Source organism: Neotamlana laminarinivorans, from assembly GCF_020523925.1.
Classification (GTDB): domain Bacteria; phylum Bacteroidota; class Bacteroidia; order Flavobacteriales; family Flavobacteriaceae; genus Neotamlana; species Neotamlana laminarinivorans.
The window spans coordinates 351,628-369,057 of record NZ_JAJAPW010000004.1; the positions used below are offsets into that span (position 1 = coordinate 351,628).

Consider the following 17,430-nt stretch of genomic DNA (forward strand, 5'->3'; position numbering starts at 1 on the left):
ACAAAGATAAACTCGCAAAATATTATCATCAAAAGACTACGGCATAAAGCCAACGCTTCGCCCACAACTCATTTATTCCGTTTCCTTTTGAGCAGAAATTTTGTCTTCCGTTTGGGTTCTGCAAAAATATTGTTTAATCTAAAATTTAAGTATTATGACAACAACAGCAAGTATTACAAGTAAAAACGGAAAGGCAAAAACCATCGTTAAAAATGAGGTCAAAAAGAAATTGACACAAAGCGCCATTGGACTTCAAGTTCAAGAGCTCAGTATTGGAAGGATTATCCCAGACCCAATGCAACCAAGAAAATCCTTTAACGAAGAAGCTCTCAGGCAACTGTCTGAAAGCATCCAAGAACACGGTGTCCTACAACCAATTACAGTCCGGAAATCTGGAAAAGATTACATCATTGTAATGGGAGAGCGTAGGTTTCGCGCAAGCAAATTGGCGAAAAAGAAAACAATTCCGAGTATCATAAGAGAATACAATAATAATGATGTTCTGGAAATTCAAATTATCGAAAATCTGCAAAGACAAGATGTTGAGCCCACCGAAGAAGCCGAGGCGGTAGCATTCCTAAGCGAAAAATATTCGCCAATGGAGATTTCAAAACGGTTGGGAAGAACAGAAAACTTTGTAAGGCAACGTTTAAAATTAGCGGGTCTAATTGAAGGTTTTAAAGTATTTGTTCGTAATGACGAAATGACTATTTCGTTAGGAGTAGGAGTTGCACTTTTCGAGTCAGAGGAACAGCAAATGATGCTGGAAACAATGGGAGAAGAATTTAATGCACATCAAATTAATCAGATGATTAAGAACCAGACTTACGATTTGGAAAAAGCACCTTTTGATGTAGTCGATGAAAAATTGATTACCAAAGTTGGTGCCTGTACAACATGTCCGTTCAACGCAATAAATCAAGGTAATTTGTTTGGCGATGGCAAAATGGTATGTACAAAATCAGCCTGTTATGAAATGAAGAAAAGCAAGTCGTTTTTGAATTTGATTGAGAAATCGAAGAAAGAGAATGTGCTTTTGATTCCTGAAATTCGCAAGTATTGGGCTGATGACGACAACAATCAGCTTATTATATCGCAATTGGAACAAAACGGATTGAAAGTTTACCTTCTGGATGATGTTGAAATAATCGAAGAGCCAATTGAGCCTACAATAGAAGCAATTAAGACAGAATACCAACATTACGACTATTCTGAAGAGGAGCTAAAAACTGAACTAGAAGAAGCGATTGAGAATTACAAGGAAGAGTTGGAAACATATAATTACGCAAAGGAAAATGGATTTGTAGATGGTGTTATGTTTCATCCAAAAACGTACCTAAATAAAGTAATTTTTGTGAAGATAAAAGAAGATTCAAAAACGGAAAATTCTACATATTCTGAGCCGATAGCCAATAGAAAAATGGCCGATTGTACACCAGAAGAACAAATCGTGAAAATCAACGAAAGGGAAATCCGTAAAAGACACATTGAGCATAACAAGCAGTTTGAGGATATGGTTCAGATGATTCGTCAAACCGATTATATTGAAAAGAAGAAAGCGCTTTCGGTAGATGAGATGGTGGCTTTCTCATTAACCTTATTTGAAAATAATGTGGACTATGTAGGTCGACAAAAACACTTTTCAAAATTATTAGGCAACACATCCAAGATGACTGATGTGGAAACTGTCGAGAATTTCAAAAAGAATTTCAAAAAGGAAACCTTTTATAAGTTGATTCGGTACATTCTTACCAAGCAAGTACATTTTGGCGAAAGCAATCATGTTAATAACCTGACAAACATTTCATTCTACAATGCGATGCAAGGGTATTATAAAACCAAAATTGCAAATATTGAAAAGGAATATGTAGAAGAGAGAAACAAGCGTGAAACACGTTTGAAAGAGCGAATAGGAAATCTTGAAAAGAAAATTCAGGAATTAAACGATTAGCTTTTGTTGTTGGAAGTAAGGGTCAGCATTCGTGCTGGCTCTTATTTTTTTTATATAGTATTCATGAAAATGGGTAAGTAGAAAGTATTCAATCAATATCAGCGCAAAGGTAAACTCGTAAAATACACCCATCAAAAGACTACGGCATAAAGCCTACCCATCATCCAACGCTTATTTATTCCGTTTCCTTTTGAGCTGTGATTTTAGCTTCCGTTTAGGTATTGCTCAAATATTGTTTAATCAAAAAATCTTAGAATTATGAAACAAGTATCAGAAAAGCCCAACATGTCATTACAAGAAGCAGAACAACATTATCAATCAAGTAGTGAAAATTATGATGTTGATAGTGGAGAAAGTCATTTAGCGTATTACAGAGATAATCATCCTGCGAATTATCAAGTACTATTAGATAGCGTTTAATTTAAAATCTCACATCATGGAAAATTTAAAAGTAGTTCAGTTCGATTTCGGTTTTGAATGTAAGCCGATATCAGCAAAAGATAAAGTTGTAAAACCAACTAAAAAGGATAAGAGTGATTTCGTTTTCGATTTTATGGATTGTCTTGCAAGTCCAATCATAGTTTTTAAATCTGCATGGCAAGATACTATACCTAAAGATATACTTGGTAGAATCAAATTATCACGAATCATTTGCTCAATGACAGGAGATAAAATGGCATCACTTACAGAGACTTTAGCCTATATGATGCCAAGAACTTATGAAGCACCCATGCAGACAGAATGGGCAAACATTTATACATGGCTAGGACTTCAATATGCAATGCAGACCAAAAGTAAAGACCAATTAGAAGCTATGATTGAAATAGCACCAAAAGAACTGTCTGATTATGAAAAAGGACTCTTAAAAAACCTGAGACTATGGATTTATGATAAACGAAGAAAAGCTCTAAAAGGTATTTTGAAAAAGAATAAAGTTTCAAAAGAAGATGGTATTTTAGATATTCAAGAGAAGCTGTTTTAATAATAAACATTTTCAATAAAAGTCATTTTATCTCTGCTTTATTTACGTTATAACATTATATTTATAATTCATAGAACAGTTCGAAATGTTGACATATCATGGACTTATAGAATTAAGGGACAAACTCGCAAATAACGAGATTGGGCTAGAACTTGCAAAAGAAAAATGTTGGAGTGACTTCAAAGAAGGACAACGGTCTTGGCATACAAAAGATTGGAAGGATAGAAGGCCAAAATTCATTAAAGAAAAATGCGAAATATGTAGTAGTAAAGAAACATTAACGATACAGCATCTTTCCCACCCAAAAAAATATTCAGAATTTAAAAGAGAAATAATAAGAACTTATGCGAAGGATTACATAGACACTAATCCAAACATTGATAAATCTGAATTTACTGCTCATATTCTAAAAAAATATGAATATGTCCCAATTCCTTTGTGCCCAAATTGTATGTGTAAAAATCCCAGCGAAAGGGTAAGGAAAATTCCAAAATATCGTTGTGCGGACTGTAAGCACGAATTTGAAGAAGCGATTTATAGGTCGGAAATCGAACTTATTTCTATTTTTTATCAGGATGAGGATGCATATGAAGTTCGAGATAAATGTTTTATTTCAAAAGATAAATGGAGAAACAAACACAACCTATCAAATATTCGGTATTGGTTGCAAAGAGAATTAGCAAAAAATAAAGATTCTGAAACGATTGAAAAAAAGGCTTTTTTACTTTATTTAAGCGACAACATTAAGTATCTGTCCTTTGAAGATACAATAACGGCTTGCAAAAAATGTGCATCTAGTTTTGACTTACACAAAATGGAATTATGCCCCAAATGTAAAAAACATTATAAAGGCATTCAATATCCAACTTGTATACAATGTTTGCCAGAAGAAAAACGAAAAGCTGCGATGGAAAAAATTGAATTTGGTAAAGAATGGCAGGATATGCATAAAAGACTTGGAATAGACTAATATTGGAAGTAATAAAACGAGCTGCTAAGTCGTATAAAATTAATTGCTAGTACAAACCTACTTACGAAATTCCTCGCAAATTTTTTATTCGGTTTTTTGATTTGCTAAACCATCCAACTAATTATACAAACAAGCTGTTTGAAATAACCAGTAGAAATCAATTTTTATATCCCATTCAACACATTTCCTTCCATTCCGTAAAAACTACATTCCAGAAAAAGAGCTTCATTATCAAAGGTCTTGGACATAATCCACACTTTTGACTTTCCATTACGTTAACCCTTTCCGCTTCTCTGGAAAGGAACACTACATTCCAAGTAAAAAGCGTGAATCAAGTCCGCCAAATAAGGAAAAATGTATTTGCATTTTGTTCCACTTCCTATGATTTTGTATTTCACAAAGACTTTAGAATCACTTCCGTAATCCAACACCGTCATACCTTTTTTTGACAGCAAAATAACAACATTCAGCTTTGAACGACAGCATAACCAGGCTCGTGCCTCGCACTTTTTATATGTCTAAACAAAGCTGAATATCGAAAGCACTAAGCAACAAAAAGAAGGTAACAGCGTCGGCTCTATGGGAAGTAAATCTAAAATGAATCTTATGAAATCTTACAAAATCAATAAAAAGGAAGCGGAACAAAAGTTAAAAAAACAAAAAAAGGAAAACGCTCTGGATATAATAAGTAAATCAATAACAAAGCCTTTCTGAATGGTTCAGATTGGTCAATATTAATCTTTAAATTTTTTAATTATGAGTACTCTAAGAAACAAAGTACAGTTAATTGGCAACGTAGGAAACGAGCCAGAAATCACAAACCTTGAAAGCGGAAAGAAAGTTGCAAAATTTTCAATCGCAACCAATGAATCGTATAAGGATTCTAATGGAGAAAAAGTGACAAACACCCAATGGCACAATATTGTAGCATGGGGAAAAATTGCCGAAATCGTAGAAAAGTATGTAGGCAAGGGAAAAGAAGTAGCACTAGAGGGAAAATTGACTTCACGCTCTTATGAAACTAAAGAGGGAGAAAAAAGATACGTTACCGAAGTGGTCGTAGATGAAATTCTTCTTTTAGGAATTAAAGGCGAGGATAACGCTACGGAATAATTGAAAATTAAAAGAGAGCGTTCCTATCCAAAAGATGCGCTCTCTTTTTCATTATTAATCTTATTAAATAGAATTACAATGAATGATAAAGTTAACAAAATAAAAGCCGATTTGCAACATTTTTGTGGTACAGAAATGTTCTTTAAAATTCCATTAATTGGAACTCGTTTTACAGATGGATTAAAATATTTAGCCAACGAAGCGGAATGCTTTTGGTTGATTACAGATGCATCCGTAATTGCAAAAAGTTTATCGAACAGAAGTGAATTTATTACCATCGATTTTAAACGACTTTCTGAAAAGGAACAGTTTGAAAAGCAATGCGAAGCCATCATTAATTATAGCGATGGAAATGATAAAATTTTTGAAACGCACCGATATAATGTAACCGATTTTCCTTTGGATGAATTGCGATTATTTTTTGTAAATAATACGCTGATGCTTCCAAGTGAATATTGAATTTTTGAGATATGATTTATATTAAATTTCAAGATTTGAGTTCGGAAAAGCAAGAGGAACTTTTAAAAGTTTCAAGAGAACACGTTACATATCTTTATGGAGATTCCATTAAAAAGTATGTTGACGAAACTGGCGCAGATTATGATAGCCTGATAGACGAAGAAATGATTAAAAATTTATACACTTATAGTTATGTTTTTAACATTTAGAAGATTTATAATTGAATTATTAACCCTGGACCTCTAATTATTTAGAGGTCTTTTTTTGTCATGTTATTTTATATTCTGCAACAAAAAGAGCTATTCCTTAAAGATACTTTTAAACTTCAAGAATAACACTCTTAAAAAATCGAATTACAATTAGCAATCGTTAAAAAGCCATTACATTTTTGGATGAAATGGTATTTTTTTTGTCCAGCGAGCTGGACGAAAAGGAATAGCAAGAGGGTAACACGCTAGCGCGATGTTATATATGTTGATTTGATATTCAATTCATTGAATATCAGTTGTTTATTGTGATTTTGAACACTTATTTGGATAGCTCTATTCCAAAAGTTTATTGAAAACCATGCGAAATGCACCAGAAACATTGAAAAAGTTTATTGAAAAATGAAAGTTAAGAACAAATATGAATACGATTATGCGGCAATCAATTTAAAGCGTAATGTGGTAAAACGCTTTCGTAAACTATCGCGAAAGTTTGCCAAACAACAATCGGAAACTTTGGATGCAATGGTCGATTTTTTTGAATGGCACGGGTTCTCGCCATTTGATAAAAAAGAACCAAGTCTTTTAATTGAATTATTAAAGAATCGTAAACGTACTGAAGCAGTAATTGCCATTATAAAAGACATTGAAAAGAACCATGATAAACCGACAACTGCAATGTTGCAATCTTTATTTATGGAGTTTGAACCAAAGAAAGAAAAATTGATTTTAGAGAAAGAGGTCAAAGAGAAGGAAGTACTATTTGTAGAAAAAAATGATTCAAATAATCAATTATAATATTATGTATATCACAATTACAGCTCAAAAATTAGGAGGAGATTATTCACAAAGTTCTGCGGATTTTGCTGAGTATCTGGAGAAGGAAAATCAAGGTTTGGAGCAAGAAGATGTGGAGCATTTTTTTAATCAATATGGAGATGAAATTGACGCCAAAGACGTGGTCAAAGAAATCGATGGCAATACTGCAAAACTCAAAAAGAAAGAACCTAAATTTTATTCAATTACAGTTAGTCCTAGTAAATATGAATTGAGAAAATTACAGAATAATTCTGAAGATTTAAAGAAATATACCAGAGCCATAATGAACGATTATGCAACGTCCTTCAATCGAGAAATTAATGGTAAACCGATAACCGTTGACGACATAAAATATTATGCGAAAATTGAGCATCAAAGAACATTCAAAGGCACAGATAAACAGGTTAAAGAAAACCAACCTTTTGCTACTAAAATACTGCAACTAAAAACTGATATTCGAAAAATAGAGAATCATCAATTAGATGGAAATATTAAAAAAATGAAATCCCAAATAATTAAACTTGAAGCCGAAGCACCACACCAACAAAATGGAAAACGAATTGTTCAAGGGATGAAAAAAGCGGGTAATCAAAGTCATATTCATATTATCGTGAGTCGAAAGGATGCATCAAATTCTGTGAGTTTATCGCCAGGATCTAAATACAAAGCTTCAGAAGTTACGATGAATGGAAAATTAGTAAAACGTGGATTCGACAGAGATGCATTTTTTACAAAAGCAGAAAGCACGTTTGATAAAACTTTTGGCTATAAACGCAACTATGCAGAATCCTATAAATCGAAGAAAGATTTTATTAAAAATCCAAAGCTGTACTTCACAACATTGTTAGGATTGCCTGCAAGCGAAAAAGCAGTTGCTTTTAAAATGCTTGCTAAATCTGGAGTACCCATTGCAAGTATTCCAACAAATCAAGTCCAAATAGCGCTTAAAACCATAAGGTATTTAAAACGTGGTGTGGACATAGCAATTAAATCAGGTTCAATAGGTATATAAAATGGAAATACAAGGAATCACATTTACGATTGGGTTATTATTTGGAATGAGCTTAATGTTCTCTAGTCTTTTCAAAATGACCCGATATGCTTTTTTTATAAATCTTATTTTAACTGTAATTTGCTTAGGACTACTTTTTAAATTAAGTCCTTATTTAATTCATTGGGTTATCCAGCTTCTATATATTGGTTGTCCGCTTTTGCTTATCAATACGGTGTTATATGTTTTTCTTCACAAGGAAAATGAAATTTTGGATTCCAATGATAAACACCAAGTTCATTTTAAAGTAAAGCGTGGAAATTTCAAAATAAACAACATCAAACGAGGCGCTTCAATCATTGGTTCTGCAGGAAGCGGAAAAACAGAAAGCGTCGTTTTTAATTTTCTTCAGCATTTCAGCAAGCATAAATTTTCTGGTGTGATTCACGATTACAAGAATTTTGAAATCACAGAAATGGCATTTCCCTTATTTGAAAAAAACGAGATTGATTTCAAAGTGATTTCATTCGATAATATTCATAATCGAGTGAATCCAATTGCACCAAGATATATGACCAATGAAGAAAGCGTAAATGAGGTTGCAAGAGTACTTATAGAAAACTTATTAGAACAAAGAGAGTCCGGAAGTATAGGAACAACAAAATTTTTCAATGATGCAGCAGAAGGCTTAATTGGAGGATTGATTTGGAAGTTAAGAACCTCACATCCGCAATATTGTACATTGCCACACTTAATAGCTGTTTACCAATATCTCAATACTTCAAGTCTAATTGCATTTTTGAGTAAGAATACAACATCGAGAGCGATGGCTGATGCTTTTATTAGTGGTAAGGATTCGGACAGACAAACGGCTGGTGTAAAAAGCACTTTGGCCAATGCGCTCAAAAAAATAAGTACTCAACGTATTTTTATGACCTTATCCGCAGATGATGTTCCATTAGATATAAATAGTCAGGAACGACCTTTAGTAATTTCAGTAGTCAATAATCCGAAATACGAGACTGCCTATTCGCCAATTATAGCAACTATTATTCACACGATTACAAAGCAAATGAGTGTGAGAAATTCTAATGCTTCGTTTTTATTGATGGAAGAAGCACCAACGATTAGATTGTTGAATATGCATAGAATTCCTGCCACATTACGTAGTTATGATATTGCTACGATTTACGTGATGCAAGATAAAATTCAAAACGATATGATGTATGGCGATAAGGCAAGTAAAGCGATTTTAAGTAATTTATCCTATCAATTCTTCGGAAAGGTAAACGATCCAGACACAGCGAAATATTACGAACGCTTTTTTGAAATTGTAAAGAAAGAAACTACAAGCGTAAACAGAGGTCATAATCTTAATTTTGATACTAGAATTACAACAGGAGAGCGTGAAGTAGCTAAAATTAGAGCCGATGTATTTTTTAGACTGAAAGAAGGCGAATTTATTACGTTCGCTGATGGAAAGGACAGGAAAGTACAATTTAAACTTCAAAAAATTGAAAAGCGATTACCGACAAAACAACAAGACTATTCTGAAGCCGACTTACAAGCTAATTTTGATAAGGTTTATGAAGAGGTAAAATCTATTTTCAAAAATTAATATCAGTATCTTTATAGCGTAATTAGTTAGAAATTAATAAGACCATTTCAATTTTCATGACCGAAACCAATCGTATAGAATACAAACAAGAACTTACCGAAGGATTAGAAAAAGAAGTCATTGCTTTTCTGAATTATCGTGAAGGTGGTATTATCTATATAGGTATAGATAAAATAGGTAAAACCTATGGTTTGGCAGATTCTGATGGCGACCAATTAAAGATAAAGGATCGGTTGAAGAACAATATTAAACCATCGGCATTAGGATTATTTGATATTGTTAGTGAAGAACGAGAGGGCAAGGATATTATAAAAATCATTGTGGCTAGTGGACCAGAAAAACCATATCATATAAGAAAATATGGTATGAGTGAAAAGGGTTGCTTTATTCGCATTGGAACTGCTGCAGAACCCATGCCTCAAAAAATGATTGATACGCTTTTTTCTAAACGTACTCGAAATTCCATAAACAAAATAAAAGCTTCTACCCAAGACTTAACGTTTAGCCAACTGAAAATTTATTATGAAGAATCTGGCTATAAACTTGGGAATGCGTTTGCTAAAAATTTAGAACTGCTTACTGAAGATGGTGCATATAATTATGCAGCCTATTTATTGGCAGACAAAAATAATACATCCATTAAGGTTGCAAAATATTCTGGAACAAACCGAACAGATTTAATAGAAAGCAATGAATATGGTAACGAATGTTTGGCTAAGGCAACCAAACAAGTCATAGACAAGATTGCTGTAGAAAACAGAACAACTACAAAAATCACTTCAAAAGAACGAAAACAAAACCATCTTTGGAATCCTATTGCGCTTCGTGAAGCTATCATCAATGCTTTTGTACATAATGATTATACCAATGAAGTACCACCCAAGTTTGAAATTTTCGCAGATAGAATTGAGATTACATCTGCTGGAGGTTTACCTGAAGGATTGAGCAAACAAGAATTTTTTGAAGGGTTTTCTGTTCCACGAAATAAGGAACTGATGCGAATTTTTAAAGATTTAGAACTGGTTGAACAATTAGGTTCTGGCATCCCTCGTATTTTAGAACACTATGGAAAAGAGAGTTTTAGTTTTTCCGATAACTTTCTTAGAATGACTTTTATTGCTAAAGAAGTTGCTGATGAATCCACTATTAGAGAAGATGATAAAGAAGTTGGTCAAAAAGGTGGTGTAACAGGTGGTGCAATGGGTGGTGTAACAGGTGGTGCAATAGATGCTATAGACGCACTTACTAAAAGACAAAAAGAAGTACTTAAACTTATTGCAACCAATACTACTATTACTTATACTGAAATAGCTGAAACTTTAGGCATCAATGAATCCCCTGTGGGCAAACATATAAATGCGCTCAAAACCAAAGGGTTTATAAAACGCCACGGTGGCACACAAGGCTATTGGGAAATTAATCTCTAAAAAAATCAGTAAGTATCCTTTTAAAAAGGCGATTTATCTTTTGAACCTCTGGCATCTGCCAGCCACTTACCATTTTGTTTAACTAGTTTAAAAAGTCCTGGTGCCTTATCGTAGGCGGTGGTATATTTTACCCAAGCCACATTTCCCATAATCGTATCCCGCAAAACGGAAAAGTTGGAATCATCCTTTACCGTAACGTTGAACATATTTATAGTATTCATATAGTTGGAATATGCCTGTGGTGTCGAGTTGGCTTTCAAAGCTTTCTCATCCTTTTCATAAAAGCTTTCGATAACAATTTTAGCTGTGGCACTTGGTCCTGAAATCTTAGTTTCGGCACAAGAAAGGAACAGCAATACGAGTAAGCAAATAACGATTTTTTTCATAATATTATTAATTTGGGTTATTGATATATTTATGTGATATTTTCAGTTCAATATTTCGTTCGCCAGCTTTCTCGTTCAGTTCTAAAATTACTCTTCGGTCATTGGATAATGAAAATTTTGGCATGACATAAATAAATCTTACCGTTTCATTTACCGCGATTTTAGAAGGCAGATGATGTTTAAAAATAGGTTCTTGATACAACCGTTGTAAAGATTTCTTTTTTCCTTTTTGTCGAGTTTCGATGGAAAGATTCAAGAAATTCAAATCGTAATCCAAAGTAGAATTATTCCTAATTTGAATAACGAAATAGAGCTCTTCTTTATCAAAAACGATATTCTCAAGTCTTAAAATGACACCATCATTTCGCCTTGTAAATCTTCCAAGGTATTGTCTTCTGTCAAGAAGATAAGAGCAGAATTTTTGATAATAATATGTGCTGTTATCAATACTTTTTTCAAAAGTTTCAGGCTGAATAGAGTCTTTAACTTTTGGTTTTTCATTCCCAATACTACTTGCCATCGGGATAAAATAATTAAGTTTTGAAAGCTACGCTTTATATCTTACAATATACGAAAAAATTGAACCATTTCTATTGATTACCAGTAGATTACTTTCTTTTCCTTGCTTGGCTTGCAGTAAGCCAAAATATTGTTCTTTTTCACGATTGTAAGTGAATACAAAATTTTCTGAGCCAGTAATTCCCTGTCTTATAGGTTCTGGAAAAAAGAGTGCAACATTTTTGCTGTCGTTAGCATAAATAGTATCAAGGATTTCTGTTGTTTGTGCTTCCAAAAAAGTGGAAATCAACACAATTAATGTAAATAGTATCTGTTTCATAATTTAGGTTTTAAAATAAGTTTATAATTGTTCAGCACAGTAACCTTTACATTTCGGTTACTACGTCTTAATACTTTTGTAATGCCACCAACTTGCGGAACAGTTGGTATATTGATATCGCCTATTACGTCGTCCAAAACCTCGCTTGTAGCTTCAGCTCGAAAATTGTTTTCTACATAAATGCCTTCACTACCATCCTGTAAATCGAAAGCTTTAAGCTTTGTTGGATGATGCCTAATGTTTTCTATGGAAATTAAAGCACGATTAGGTTGAAAACTAATAAAACCAAAAACAGGTGTGTTCTTTTGCATCAGTTTACCATTGATAGTTGCAGCTTTAGTAAGTCGCATTCTCAACCTGGTATTCGCTTTTACAACTTGGTCGCCATCAACAACCACATAAATGATGGCATCTGTATTTCCAATAATTGCAAGCTCGTTGGGTTTTGGCGCAGCAGCAAAAAACAGTTGATGTTCAAGGCCCAATTCCTTAGCTTGGATTTTAAGTTCTCTTAGTATTTCTGTAGAATCAATTTCTACAGGTTGTTTCTTTTCGACTTTCTTTTGACCGAAGTTTGCATATCTCTCTTCTGAATATTGAATCTTACCAGCATCGTAAATACTATCGACAATGCGTTTCTTTTCACGTTCTGGTAGATCAGGATCGTAATAACCCATAGAATCGATTAATTTTTCATCATATATACTAGGTGCATTATTTTCACGTACTTCTTTCAGATCATTAAGAGCATCCAATTTAGAATCATACTCTTTTTGATTTTCTTCCAAATCTGGTATCAAGGTCTGTTCAAGATTGTCGTTTTCATTGTCATCATCGCCCATTACCATCACGGAATAGGAAATAAGGAATATGAAAACAATAGCTAAAACTGCTATAAAAACTATTTTATTCTTTTCTATTCTCATCACTAAGTTTTTTTAAGGTGTTTTCGAAATAATTTGTAATTAAAAGTCCGTGTGGATTGTTAGGGAAATTTCTGTCAACCATAATTAGGTTTCCGGTGGAAACTAATTCATAAGTATCGATTATTGTTCCTCTATTGATTTCAAAAATGGTTGTAGCGGTAAAACTATATACACCATTATTGTCGTTTATTTTTGAATCGATGCTGAGTACTTTTTGAACTAAGGAAAATTGCAATAATCGATTATAAACACCATCTGCTTTTTTCTGGCGATAAAGATTATCCACAGAGCTATTACCCAACCAAAGTGCCTTTTTCAAATTTTTCTCATAGTTGCTTGCATCGATGTTGTAGAAATAGGTGTGAAACAATTCTAAATGCGCCAAAGCTTCAACTCTAAAATTTTCCTTTTGGCTCACTAGCTTTAATGGAATAATGCTACCATCTGTATTAATGGCAAATGCACTATTCATTGCATTTTTGTTAGTAGTAAATGCCATCCAAACTGAAAAAATGCTAGATAACAATGCGCAAATGACAACTGCCAAAACAATAAATCGATTGAGTTTTAAAACGTTGTAAATATTTTTATATGGTGTTTTCATATTTTTATTTTTAATCTGCCTTAGGCAGTAAATAATCTGAGTGTAAAAGATGTGGCTCGTTTATAAAGCTTGAATTTTAGAAACACGATAAATGCAACAGAACCTAATTGAACAACAGGTGCGAAAAAGCCTTGACCTGTATCGGTCCCAAATAGGTTGACCCAAAAATTGGTATTGATTTCTGTATAAATTGCGTTCACAAATACATTGACGAGAAAGAAAGCTGGCACGAGCATATACACGGCTGCATACAGCTTGAAAAATGTATAAGCAAGAGAACGAAACTTTTCAAAAACCGCCAAACTAATGACCAATGGGAAGAATGCTTGCATTATTCCTAAAAGAAAAAAACGTTCTGCTAAGAATAGTGGATAGATAAACAAATCCAATATCCATAGTATCGTACTCAGGATAAACGCCAATATCTTGAAACCATATAATGGCGTTACCAATGCTTCATACAAAAGCGTCATTGCTGAACTTGCGGCATCAAAAAGACTTACATCTTCCTCTAAAGGTATGTCTTGCATTTGCAATGGTAATAGCGCAGGTGCAGTCCCTCGATATTGTCCTTCAATGGCTACTAAAATACCATCGAAAAACCCTAACACCTGCGTTGAAAAAATAACCAAAAGCACAACCGCAAAATTCTTTGCAAGTTCCCCAGGACTCAATCCCCAAGAATAACCATCTTTATCCGCAATACCTTCATTATATTTCTTTAGGATATTGACTAGAAAAAACAACACAGCAAGCGTTTTCATTCCAGCAATGGTATATTGCGAGAAACTACTGTTCTGTATGGTTTGAAATACCGCATCGATATATTCTAGCCCAATTCCTAAGATGATGGTTGCAGTCATTTCTAATAATTTGTTTCGCGATTATTAACTTTATCCTGCATTTTTCTGAAGGAAATAATATCCTTGTAGCGTTTCGTTTTTGTCTTGATATTGGAAACCATTTCCTTTGATTCCAATTCTTTTTCTTTTAGGATTTCTGCACGTTCGGCATCACTCATTTTTAGATTATCGCTGGATAAGATTTCGCTCATAAATTCAACGGTGTCCAATGAGTTTTGGACTATGATATCGAATGATTCTACAACCTTAGTAACTTCATCTGGTTTTATATAAGGCGAGTTCAAAATGTCTTGCAAATCATTTTGCATAACATTGATAAGACGCTGATTGTTTTGTGCAATTTCCTCAACCGCTCTAAGTTGTTGCACCACACTCGAAACTTTCTCTATGGCTTCTTTTGCATCCTTTAAAAATTTCACAGACTTAATCATTTGCGCTGTCTGTTTACCTGATTCTACAAGTTGTTTTACCAAACTAATAAAATTTGTGTTGTCATAAGTTGGCATTCCTTGGCTTGTTGCCTTTGATGGAATTAATAGCATTAATACTACTGCCATTACTAAAATTCTGATTTTGTTTTTCATAATATTACGTTTTAGATGTGAATTGAATTATTGCTTTTTGCATGTCATGATGCTCTTCATAGAACTTCATTATGTCTTCGTTTTCTTGTCCATCGGTTAAATAGGCTGCGTACACTTCTTTAGGCACTTCAAGCCTAAAAATGTTGCTTTCCTTTCCGATTTTGATAAACATTTCGGTATACTTCCGTAGACCAGAAAGATTGTTTTTAATGGATTTTAATTGGTTTAAGTCGTGGCTAGATAGATTGAGTCTTTTAACCAGTTCTTCATAGCCTTTTTCATTATTGAGACTGTAAATGACTTGGGTATTCTCTAGAATGCTGGCAGATGTTGAATTATTCGGAAGCTGATTAATGGATTGCAGTATAATTCCAATTGCACCATTTTGTTTCCGTATAGCTTGATAATAGAATTCCACACTTTCAAGTACGTTTTCAAACTTCAGTTGTTTGGCAAACTCATCGAATAGGATGATGCCTTTTTCAGCTCGATTTTTCCAAATGGTTCTTTGAATGGCAGACTTAATGAGCTTCAACATTACGGATAAAATTTCCTTATTGTCTTTTACCTCGTCTAGTTCAAAAACAATCAATCGTTTGTCCTCAATTTTATAGGTCTGATCTTCGCTGACTTCAAATAGAAAACTATATAGACCATCGCCAACATACTCAGACATGACGTGTAAAAAACTCGTAACATTGAAGTAGTCGGGATGGATTTTAAGGGTAGTCAGAAGATCTTTCTGATGCCTTTCTATAAAGTTGTAATAACCTTCCAAAGAATGATTTTCAGAAGTGCTATTGTAATAATGGCGCAGTATCTTTTTAACGGAAACCGATTGCGCTTTTGTTACTTTTAAATCTGAAGCAAACAATTCAAAAAGAAATACTGATAAATCCTCTAACCGTTCAGGTGTCAAATCTTTTACGTCACTAATGTAAAAAGGATTGATACCTAGGTTCTTTCCGCTTTCGTATCGTAATACGGTATATTTTTCAGGATAGAGTTTGGCAAATTTGGTGTAAGAACCACCCAAATCTATGATGACCAATCTTACACCACTTTCAAAATATTGGCGCAAAATATTGTTGGCTAAAAACGATTTGCCTTCGCCAGTTGGTGCAAAAATGGCAAAATTTCGAGCTTTGATTCGCTTCTTTTTTTCATCCCAAACATCTTTTAATATCGGAATGTTATGTTCCCTGTCATTAAAGATGATTCCTGTTTTATCCGATTTGTAATTGGTATTATTAATAAATAAGCAAAGTGCATGCTTTAAATCGGTAACATATAAATCATTATTCGAGAAATTGGAAGAAAAGCAACAGTAACTATTCAGTATATAATTTTTACGTTCTTCGCCTCTTGGATAATAAGGAATGATATCTAATTCCTTGAATTCCGTTTTAATTTTGGAAGTTATTTTATCTAGCTCTTTAACATCCCTAGACCAATACACAATATTAAGATGACCACGAATAATTCGTGAATTATCATCTGCATTAATTTGGTCTAAAATGTGTTGAATTTTACCAAGAACTACCTTGTTCTGTGAACCAAAATTCGAACTCTTATTGAGTTCCTCTATTTTCTTATCCAATAGCTTGCGCCATTTCTGTTTGTCATCCAAATAAAGAATCTGGTTAACAATATGGTTTTCATTAAGTGTAAGTCCTAAGCCATCAATAAACCCTTGATGAAACACAAAATCGTCCGAAGTAAATTTCTCATTGGTTTTGCTACTTTGTACGTTTTCGCCAAAGCATAATTCGCTGTTGATGGCGAGCGCATCAAAATGGTTTTCGCCAATATTGACGCTTTTCTTTTCCAATAAAATATCGGTATCAAACCCTTCATTGAAACCATTAAAATAACTACTTGTTAATTGCTGAATATCTTCCGATTTAAGCGGAAGAAATTCTATTTTTCTACTGTTATTTATAAAGGAAACCGAATCATTTACAGAGTTAGCAAAGCTCTTAATATTATCATCAAATTCTTGTACAATTCCCTTTGAAATTTTTCTGAACGGATTGACATATTTCGGATTGTTAAGTGCTTTGTTCTTGGTTAAGATGAAGAATAGATAACACTTATGTTCTATGTGTCCACGACCTTTAAAATGCTCGTGTGTGGCTTTTTCCAAAAAAGTAGTGTTTGGAAGTTTTTCCGAAGAATAAGATTTCTTAAGGTAAATGTCTTGTTTATGGACAACAGTTCCAATAGGTAATGATTTCAAAGCTTGAAACCATGCACCATGCATGTCCTCAAAATCCTTTTCGGACAAGGAATAGATTTCTGGTAGATTCCCTTCATAGCATAAAACCACATTGCCATTATTGGCAAATATGATATGGTCATGAATATCTACAATGGGTTGATATGCTGAAATATTAATCTTCTTCATAATCGAAACCTGAATTTCTTTTGTTACTAATGATTTGCGGAAAAGCTTTTGCCATCTGAAAAAGTTGTGGATCGTTGGTTATGCGTGTCAAGGCAACATATAAAGCTGCATTGAAAATCAGAATGCTAATTATCATCACAAAGCTGAAAGAGAAAATGATGATTAATAATGATGCAAGAATTGAAACCATCATTAAGGCAAACAGGGAAATAGGCAATCCAAAAATGACTGCCCGTTTCCTAATGTTTTTATATACTTCGTATTTCTTCATACAGCTGCTCTAATA

General features: G+C 33.5%; 18 protein-coding genes and 1 pseudogene. 11 read left to right on the forward strand and 8 right to left on the reverse strand.

The genetic code is table 11. From position 1 onward, the window contains the following. Window positions 1-154: 154 nt before the first annotated feature. The 11 genes from LG649_RS10930 (at window position 155) to LG649_RS10980 (ending at window position 10,536) form a co-directional block, all read left to right on the forward strand. A complete protein-coding gene (locus tag LG649_RS10930; protein WP_226543854.1) occupies window positions 155-1,951 on the forward strand; it encodes a ParB/RepB/Spo0J family partition protein in 1,797 nt (598 codons plus the stop codon). A gap of 258 nt (window positions 1,952-2,209) precedes the next feature. Next, on the forward strand, window positions 2,210-2,371 hold the full coding sequence (locus LG649_RS10935; RefSeq protein ID WP_226543855.1) for a hypothetical protein: 162 nt from the start codon (window positions 2,210-2,212) through the stop codon (window positions 2,369-2,371). Between the two features lie 16 nt (window positions 2,372-2,387). Beyond that, window positions 2,388-2,933: a hypothetical protein gene (locus tag LG649_RS10940; protein ID WP_226543856.1), complete on the forward strand. Its 546-nt coding sequence runs from the start codon at window positions 2,388-2,390 to the stop codon at window positions 2,931-2,933. Between the two features lie 85 nt (window positions 2,934-3,018). Beyond that, the gene (locus tag LG649_RS10945; RefSeq protein WP_226543857.1) at window positions 3,019-3,903 is read left to right on the forward strand and encodes a hypothetical protein; all 885 of its coding nucleotides are present in this window, start codon (window positions 3,019-3,021) and stop codon (window positions 3,901-3,903) included. Between the two features lie 756 nt (window positions 3,904-4,659). After that, entirely contained in the window at window positions 4,660-5,016 is a 357-nt protein-coding gene (locus LG649_RS10950; RefSeq protein WP_226543858.1) for a single-stranded DNA-binding protein, read from the forward strand. 78 nt (window positions 5,017-5,094) lie between these two features. After that, window positions 5,095-5,475 (forward strand): DUF6876 family protein, encoded by a 381-nt coding sequence (locus tag LG649_RS10955; RefSeq protein WP_173587382.1) that lies wholly within the window; start codon window positions 5,095-5,097, stop codon window positions 5,473-5,475. Between the two features lie 35 nt (window positions 5,476-5,510). Then, window positions 5,511-5,684 carry a hypothetical protein gene (locus tag LG649_RS10960; RefSeq protein WP_226543859.1) on the forward strand — a complete coding sequence of 58 codons (174 nt, stop codon included), beginning with the start codon at window positions 5,511-5,513 and terminating at the stop codon, window positions 5,682-5,684. 399 nt (window positions 5,685-6,083) lie between these two features. Then, window positions 6,084-6,479, forward strand: a complete 396-nt coding sequence (locus LG649_RS10965; protein WP_226543860.1) for a BfmA/BtgA family mobilization protein — start codon at window positions 6,084-6,086, stop codon at window positions 6,477-6,479. Between the two features lie 4 nt (window positions 6,480-6,483). Continuing rightward, window positions 6,484-7,512 carry a MobB family relaxase gene (gene mobB, locus LG649_RS10970; RefSeq protein ID WP_226543861.1) on the forward strand — a complete coding sequence of 343 codons (1,029 nt, stop codon included), beginning with the start codon at window positions 6,484-6,486 and terminating at the stop codon, window positions 7,510-7,512. A 1-nt stretch (window position 7,513) separates the two neighbouring features. Beyond that, window positions 7,514-9,109, forward strand: a complete 1,596-nt coding sequence (locus tag LG649_RS10975) for a type IV secretory system conjugative DNA transfer family protein (protein WP_226543862.1) — start codon at window positions 7,514-7,516, stop codon at window positions 9,107-9,109. A 56-nt stretch (window positions 9,110-9,165) separates the two neighbouring features. Beyond that, on the forward strand, window positions 9,166-10,536 hold the full coding sequence (locus tag LG649_RS10980) for an RNA-binding domain-containing protein (protein WP_226543863.1): 1,371 nt from the start codon (window positions 9,166-9,168) through the stop codon (window positions 10,534-10,536). A 20-nt stretch (window positions 10,537-10,556) separates the two neighbouring features. On the opposite strand, the gene LG649_RS10985 is transcribed toward LG649_RS10980, so the two are convergent. The 8 genes and pseudogenes from LG649_RS10985 to LG649_RS11020 form a co-directional block, all read right to left on the reverse strand. After that, a complete protein-coding gene (locus tag LG649_RS10985) occupies window positions 10,557-10,922 on the reverse strand; it encodes a hypothetical protein (protein ID WP_226543864.1) in 366 nt (121 codons plus the stop codon). A gap of 7 nt (window positions 10,923-10,929) precedes the next feature. After that, window positions 10,930-11,760 (reverse strand): annotated as a pseudogene (locus LG649_RS10990) (DUF4138 domain-containing protein). Continuing rightward, the gene (gene traM / locus LG649_RS10995; protein WP_226543865.1) at window positions 11,757-12,686 is read right to left on the reverse strand and encodes a conjugative transposon protein TraM; all 930 of its coding nucleotides are present in this window, start codon (window positions 12,684-12,686) and stop codon (window positions 11,757-11,759) included. The pseudogene LG649_RS10990 and the gene traM overlap by 4 nt, the downstream one beginning before the upstream one ends. Then, window positions 12,667-13,290 carry a conjugal transfer protein TraK gene (locus LG649_RS11000; RefSeq protein ID WP_226543866.1) on the reverse strand — a complete coding sequence of 208 codons (624 nt, stop codon included), beginning with the start codon at window positions 13,288-13,290 and terminating at the stop codon, window positions 12,667-12,669. Before LG649_RS11000 ends, traM begins: the two co-directional genes overlap by 20 nt. 20 nt (window positions 13,291-13,310) lie before the next feature. Next, on the reverse strand, window positions 13,311-14,153 hold the full coding sequence (locus LG649_RS11005; protein ID WP_226543867.1) for a hypothetical protein: 843 nt from the start codon (window positions 14,151-14,153) through the stop codon (window positions 13,311-13,313). Window positions 14,154-14,155: 2 nt separating this feature from the next. Further along, window positions 14,156-14,737, reverse strand: coding sequence for a conjugal transfer protein (locus LG649_RS11010; RefSeq protein ID WP_226543868.1), 582 nt, complete (start codon window positions 14,735-14,737; stop codon window positions 14,156-14,158). A gap of 4 nt (window positions 14,738-14,741) precedes the next feature. Further along, the gene (locus LG649_RS11015; protein ID WP_226543869.1) at window positions 14,742-17,144 is read right to left on the reverse strand and encodes a TraG family conjugative transposon ATPase; all 2,403 of its coding nucleotides are present in this window, start codon (window positions 17,142-17,144) and stop codon (window positions 14,742-14,744) included. Continuing rightward, window positions 17,131-17,415 carry a hypothetical protein gene (locus LG649_RS11020; RefSeq protein WP_034043654.1) on the reverse strand — a complete coding sequence of 95 codons (285 nt, stop codon included), beginning with the start codon at window positions 17,413-17,415 and terminating at the stop codon, window positions 17,131-17,133. The genes LG649_RS11015 and LG649_RS11020 overlap by 14 nt, the downstream gene beginning before the upstream one ends. Window positions 17,416-17,430 lie beyond the last annotated feature (15 nt).

Bases quoted from the DNA above. Each gene is read 5' to 3' on its own strand.
- LG649_RS10930 (WP_226543854.1), top strand. From the start codon at position 155: ATGACAACAACAGCAAGTATTACAAGTAAAAACGGAAAGGCAAAAACC.
- LG649_RS10935 (WP_226543855.1), top strand. From the start codon at position 2,210: ATGAAACAAGTATCAGAAAAGCCCAACATGTCATTACAAGAAGCAGAA.
- LG649_RS10940 (WP_226543856.1), top strand. From the start codon at position 2,388: ATGGAAAATTTAAAAGTAGTTCAGTTCGATTTCGGTTTTGAATGTAAG.
- LG649_RS10945 (WP_226543857.1), top strand. From the start codon at position 3,019: ATGTTGACATATCATGGACTTATAGAATTAAGGGACAAACTCGCAAAT.
- LG649_RS10950 (WP_226543858.1), top strand. From the start codon at position 4,660: ATGAGTACTCTAAGAAACAAAGTACAGTTAATTGGCAACGTAGGAAAC.
- LG649_RS10955 (WP_173587382.1), top strand. From the start codon at position 5,095: ATGAATGATAAAGTTAACAAAATAAAAGCCGATTTGCAACATTTTTGT.
- LG649_RS10965 (WP_226543860.1), top strand. From the start codon at position 6,084: ATGAAAGTTAAGAACAAATATGAATACGATTATGCGGCAATCAATTTA.
- mobB (WP_226543861.1), top strand. From the start codon at position 6,484: ATGTATATCACAATTACAGCTCAAAAATTAGGAGGAGATTATTCACAA.
- LG649_RS10975 (WP_226543862.1), top strand. From the start codon at position 7,514: ATGGAAATACAAGGAATCACATTTACGATTGGGTTATTATTTGGAATG.
- LG649_RS10980 (WP_226543863.1), top strand. From the start codon at position 9,166: ATGACCGAAACCAATCGTATAGAATACAAACAAGAACTTACCGAAGGA.
- LG649_RS10985 (WP_226543864.1), bottom strand. From the start codon at position 10,922: ATGAAAAAAATCGTTATTTGCTTACTCGTATTGCTGTTCCTTTCTTGT.
- traM (WP_226543865.1), bottom strand. From the start codon at position 12,686: ATGAGAATAGAAAAGAATAAAATAGTTTTTATAGCAGTTTTAGCTATT.
- LG649_RS11000 (WP_226543866.1), bottom strand. From the start codon at position 13,290: ATGAAAACACCATATAAAAATATTTACAACGTTTTAAAACTCAATCGA.
- LG649_RS11005 (WP_226543867.1), bottom strand. From the start codon at position 14,153: ATGACTGCAACCATCATCTTAGGAATTGGGCTAGAATATATCGATGCG.
- LG649_RS11010 (WP_226543868.1), bottom strand. From the start codon at position 14,737: ATGAAAAACAAAATCAGAATTTTAGTAATGGCAGTAGTATTAATGCTA.
- LG649_RS11015 (WP_226543869.1), bottom strand. From the start codon at position 17,144: ATGAAGAAGATTAATATTTCAGCATATCAACCCATTGTAGATATTCAT.
- LG649_RS11020 (WP_034043654.1), bottom strand. From the start codon at position 17,415: ATGAAGAAATACGAAGTATATAAAAACATTAGGAAACGGGCAGTCATT.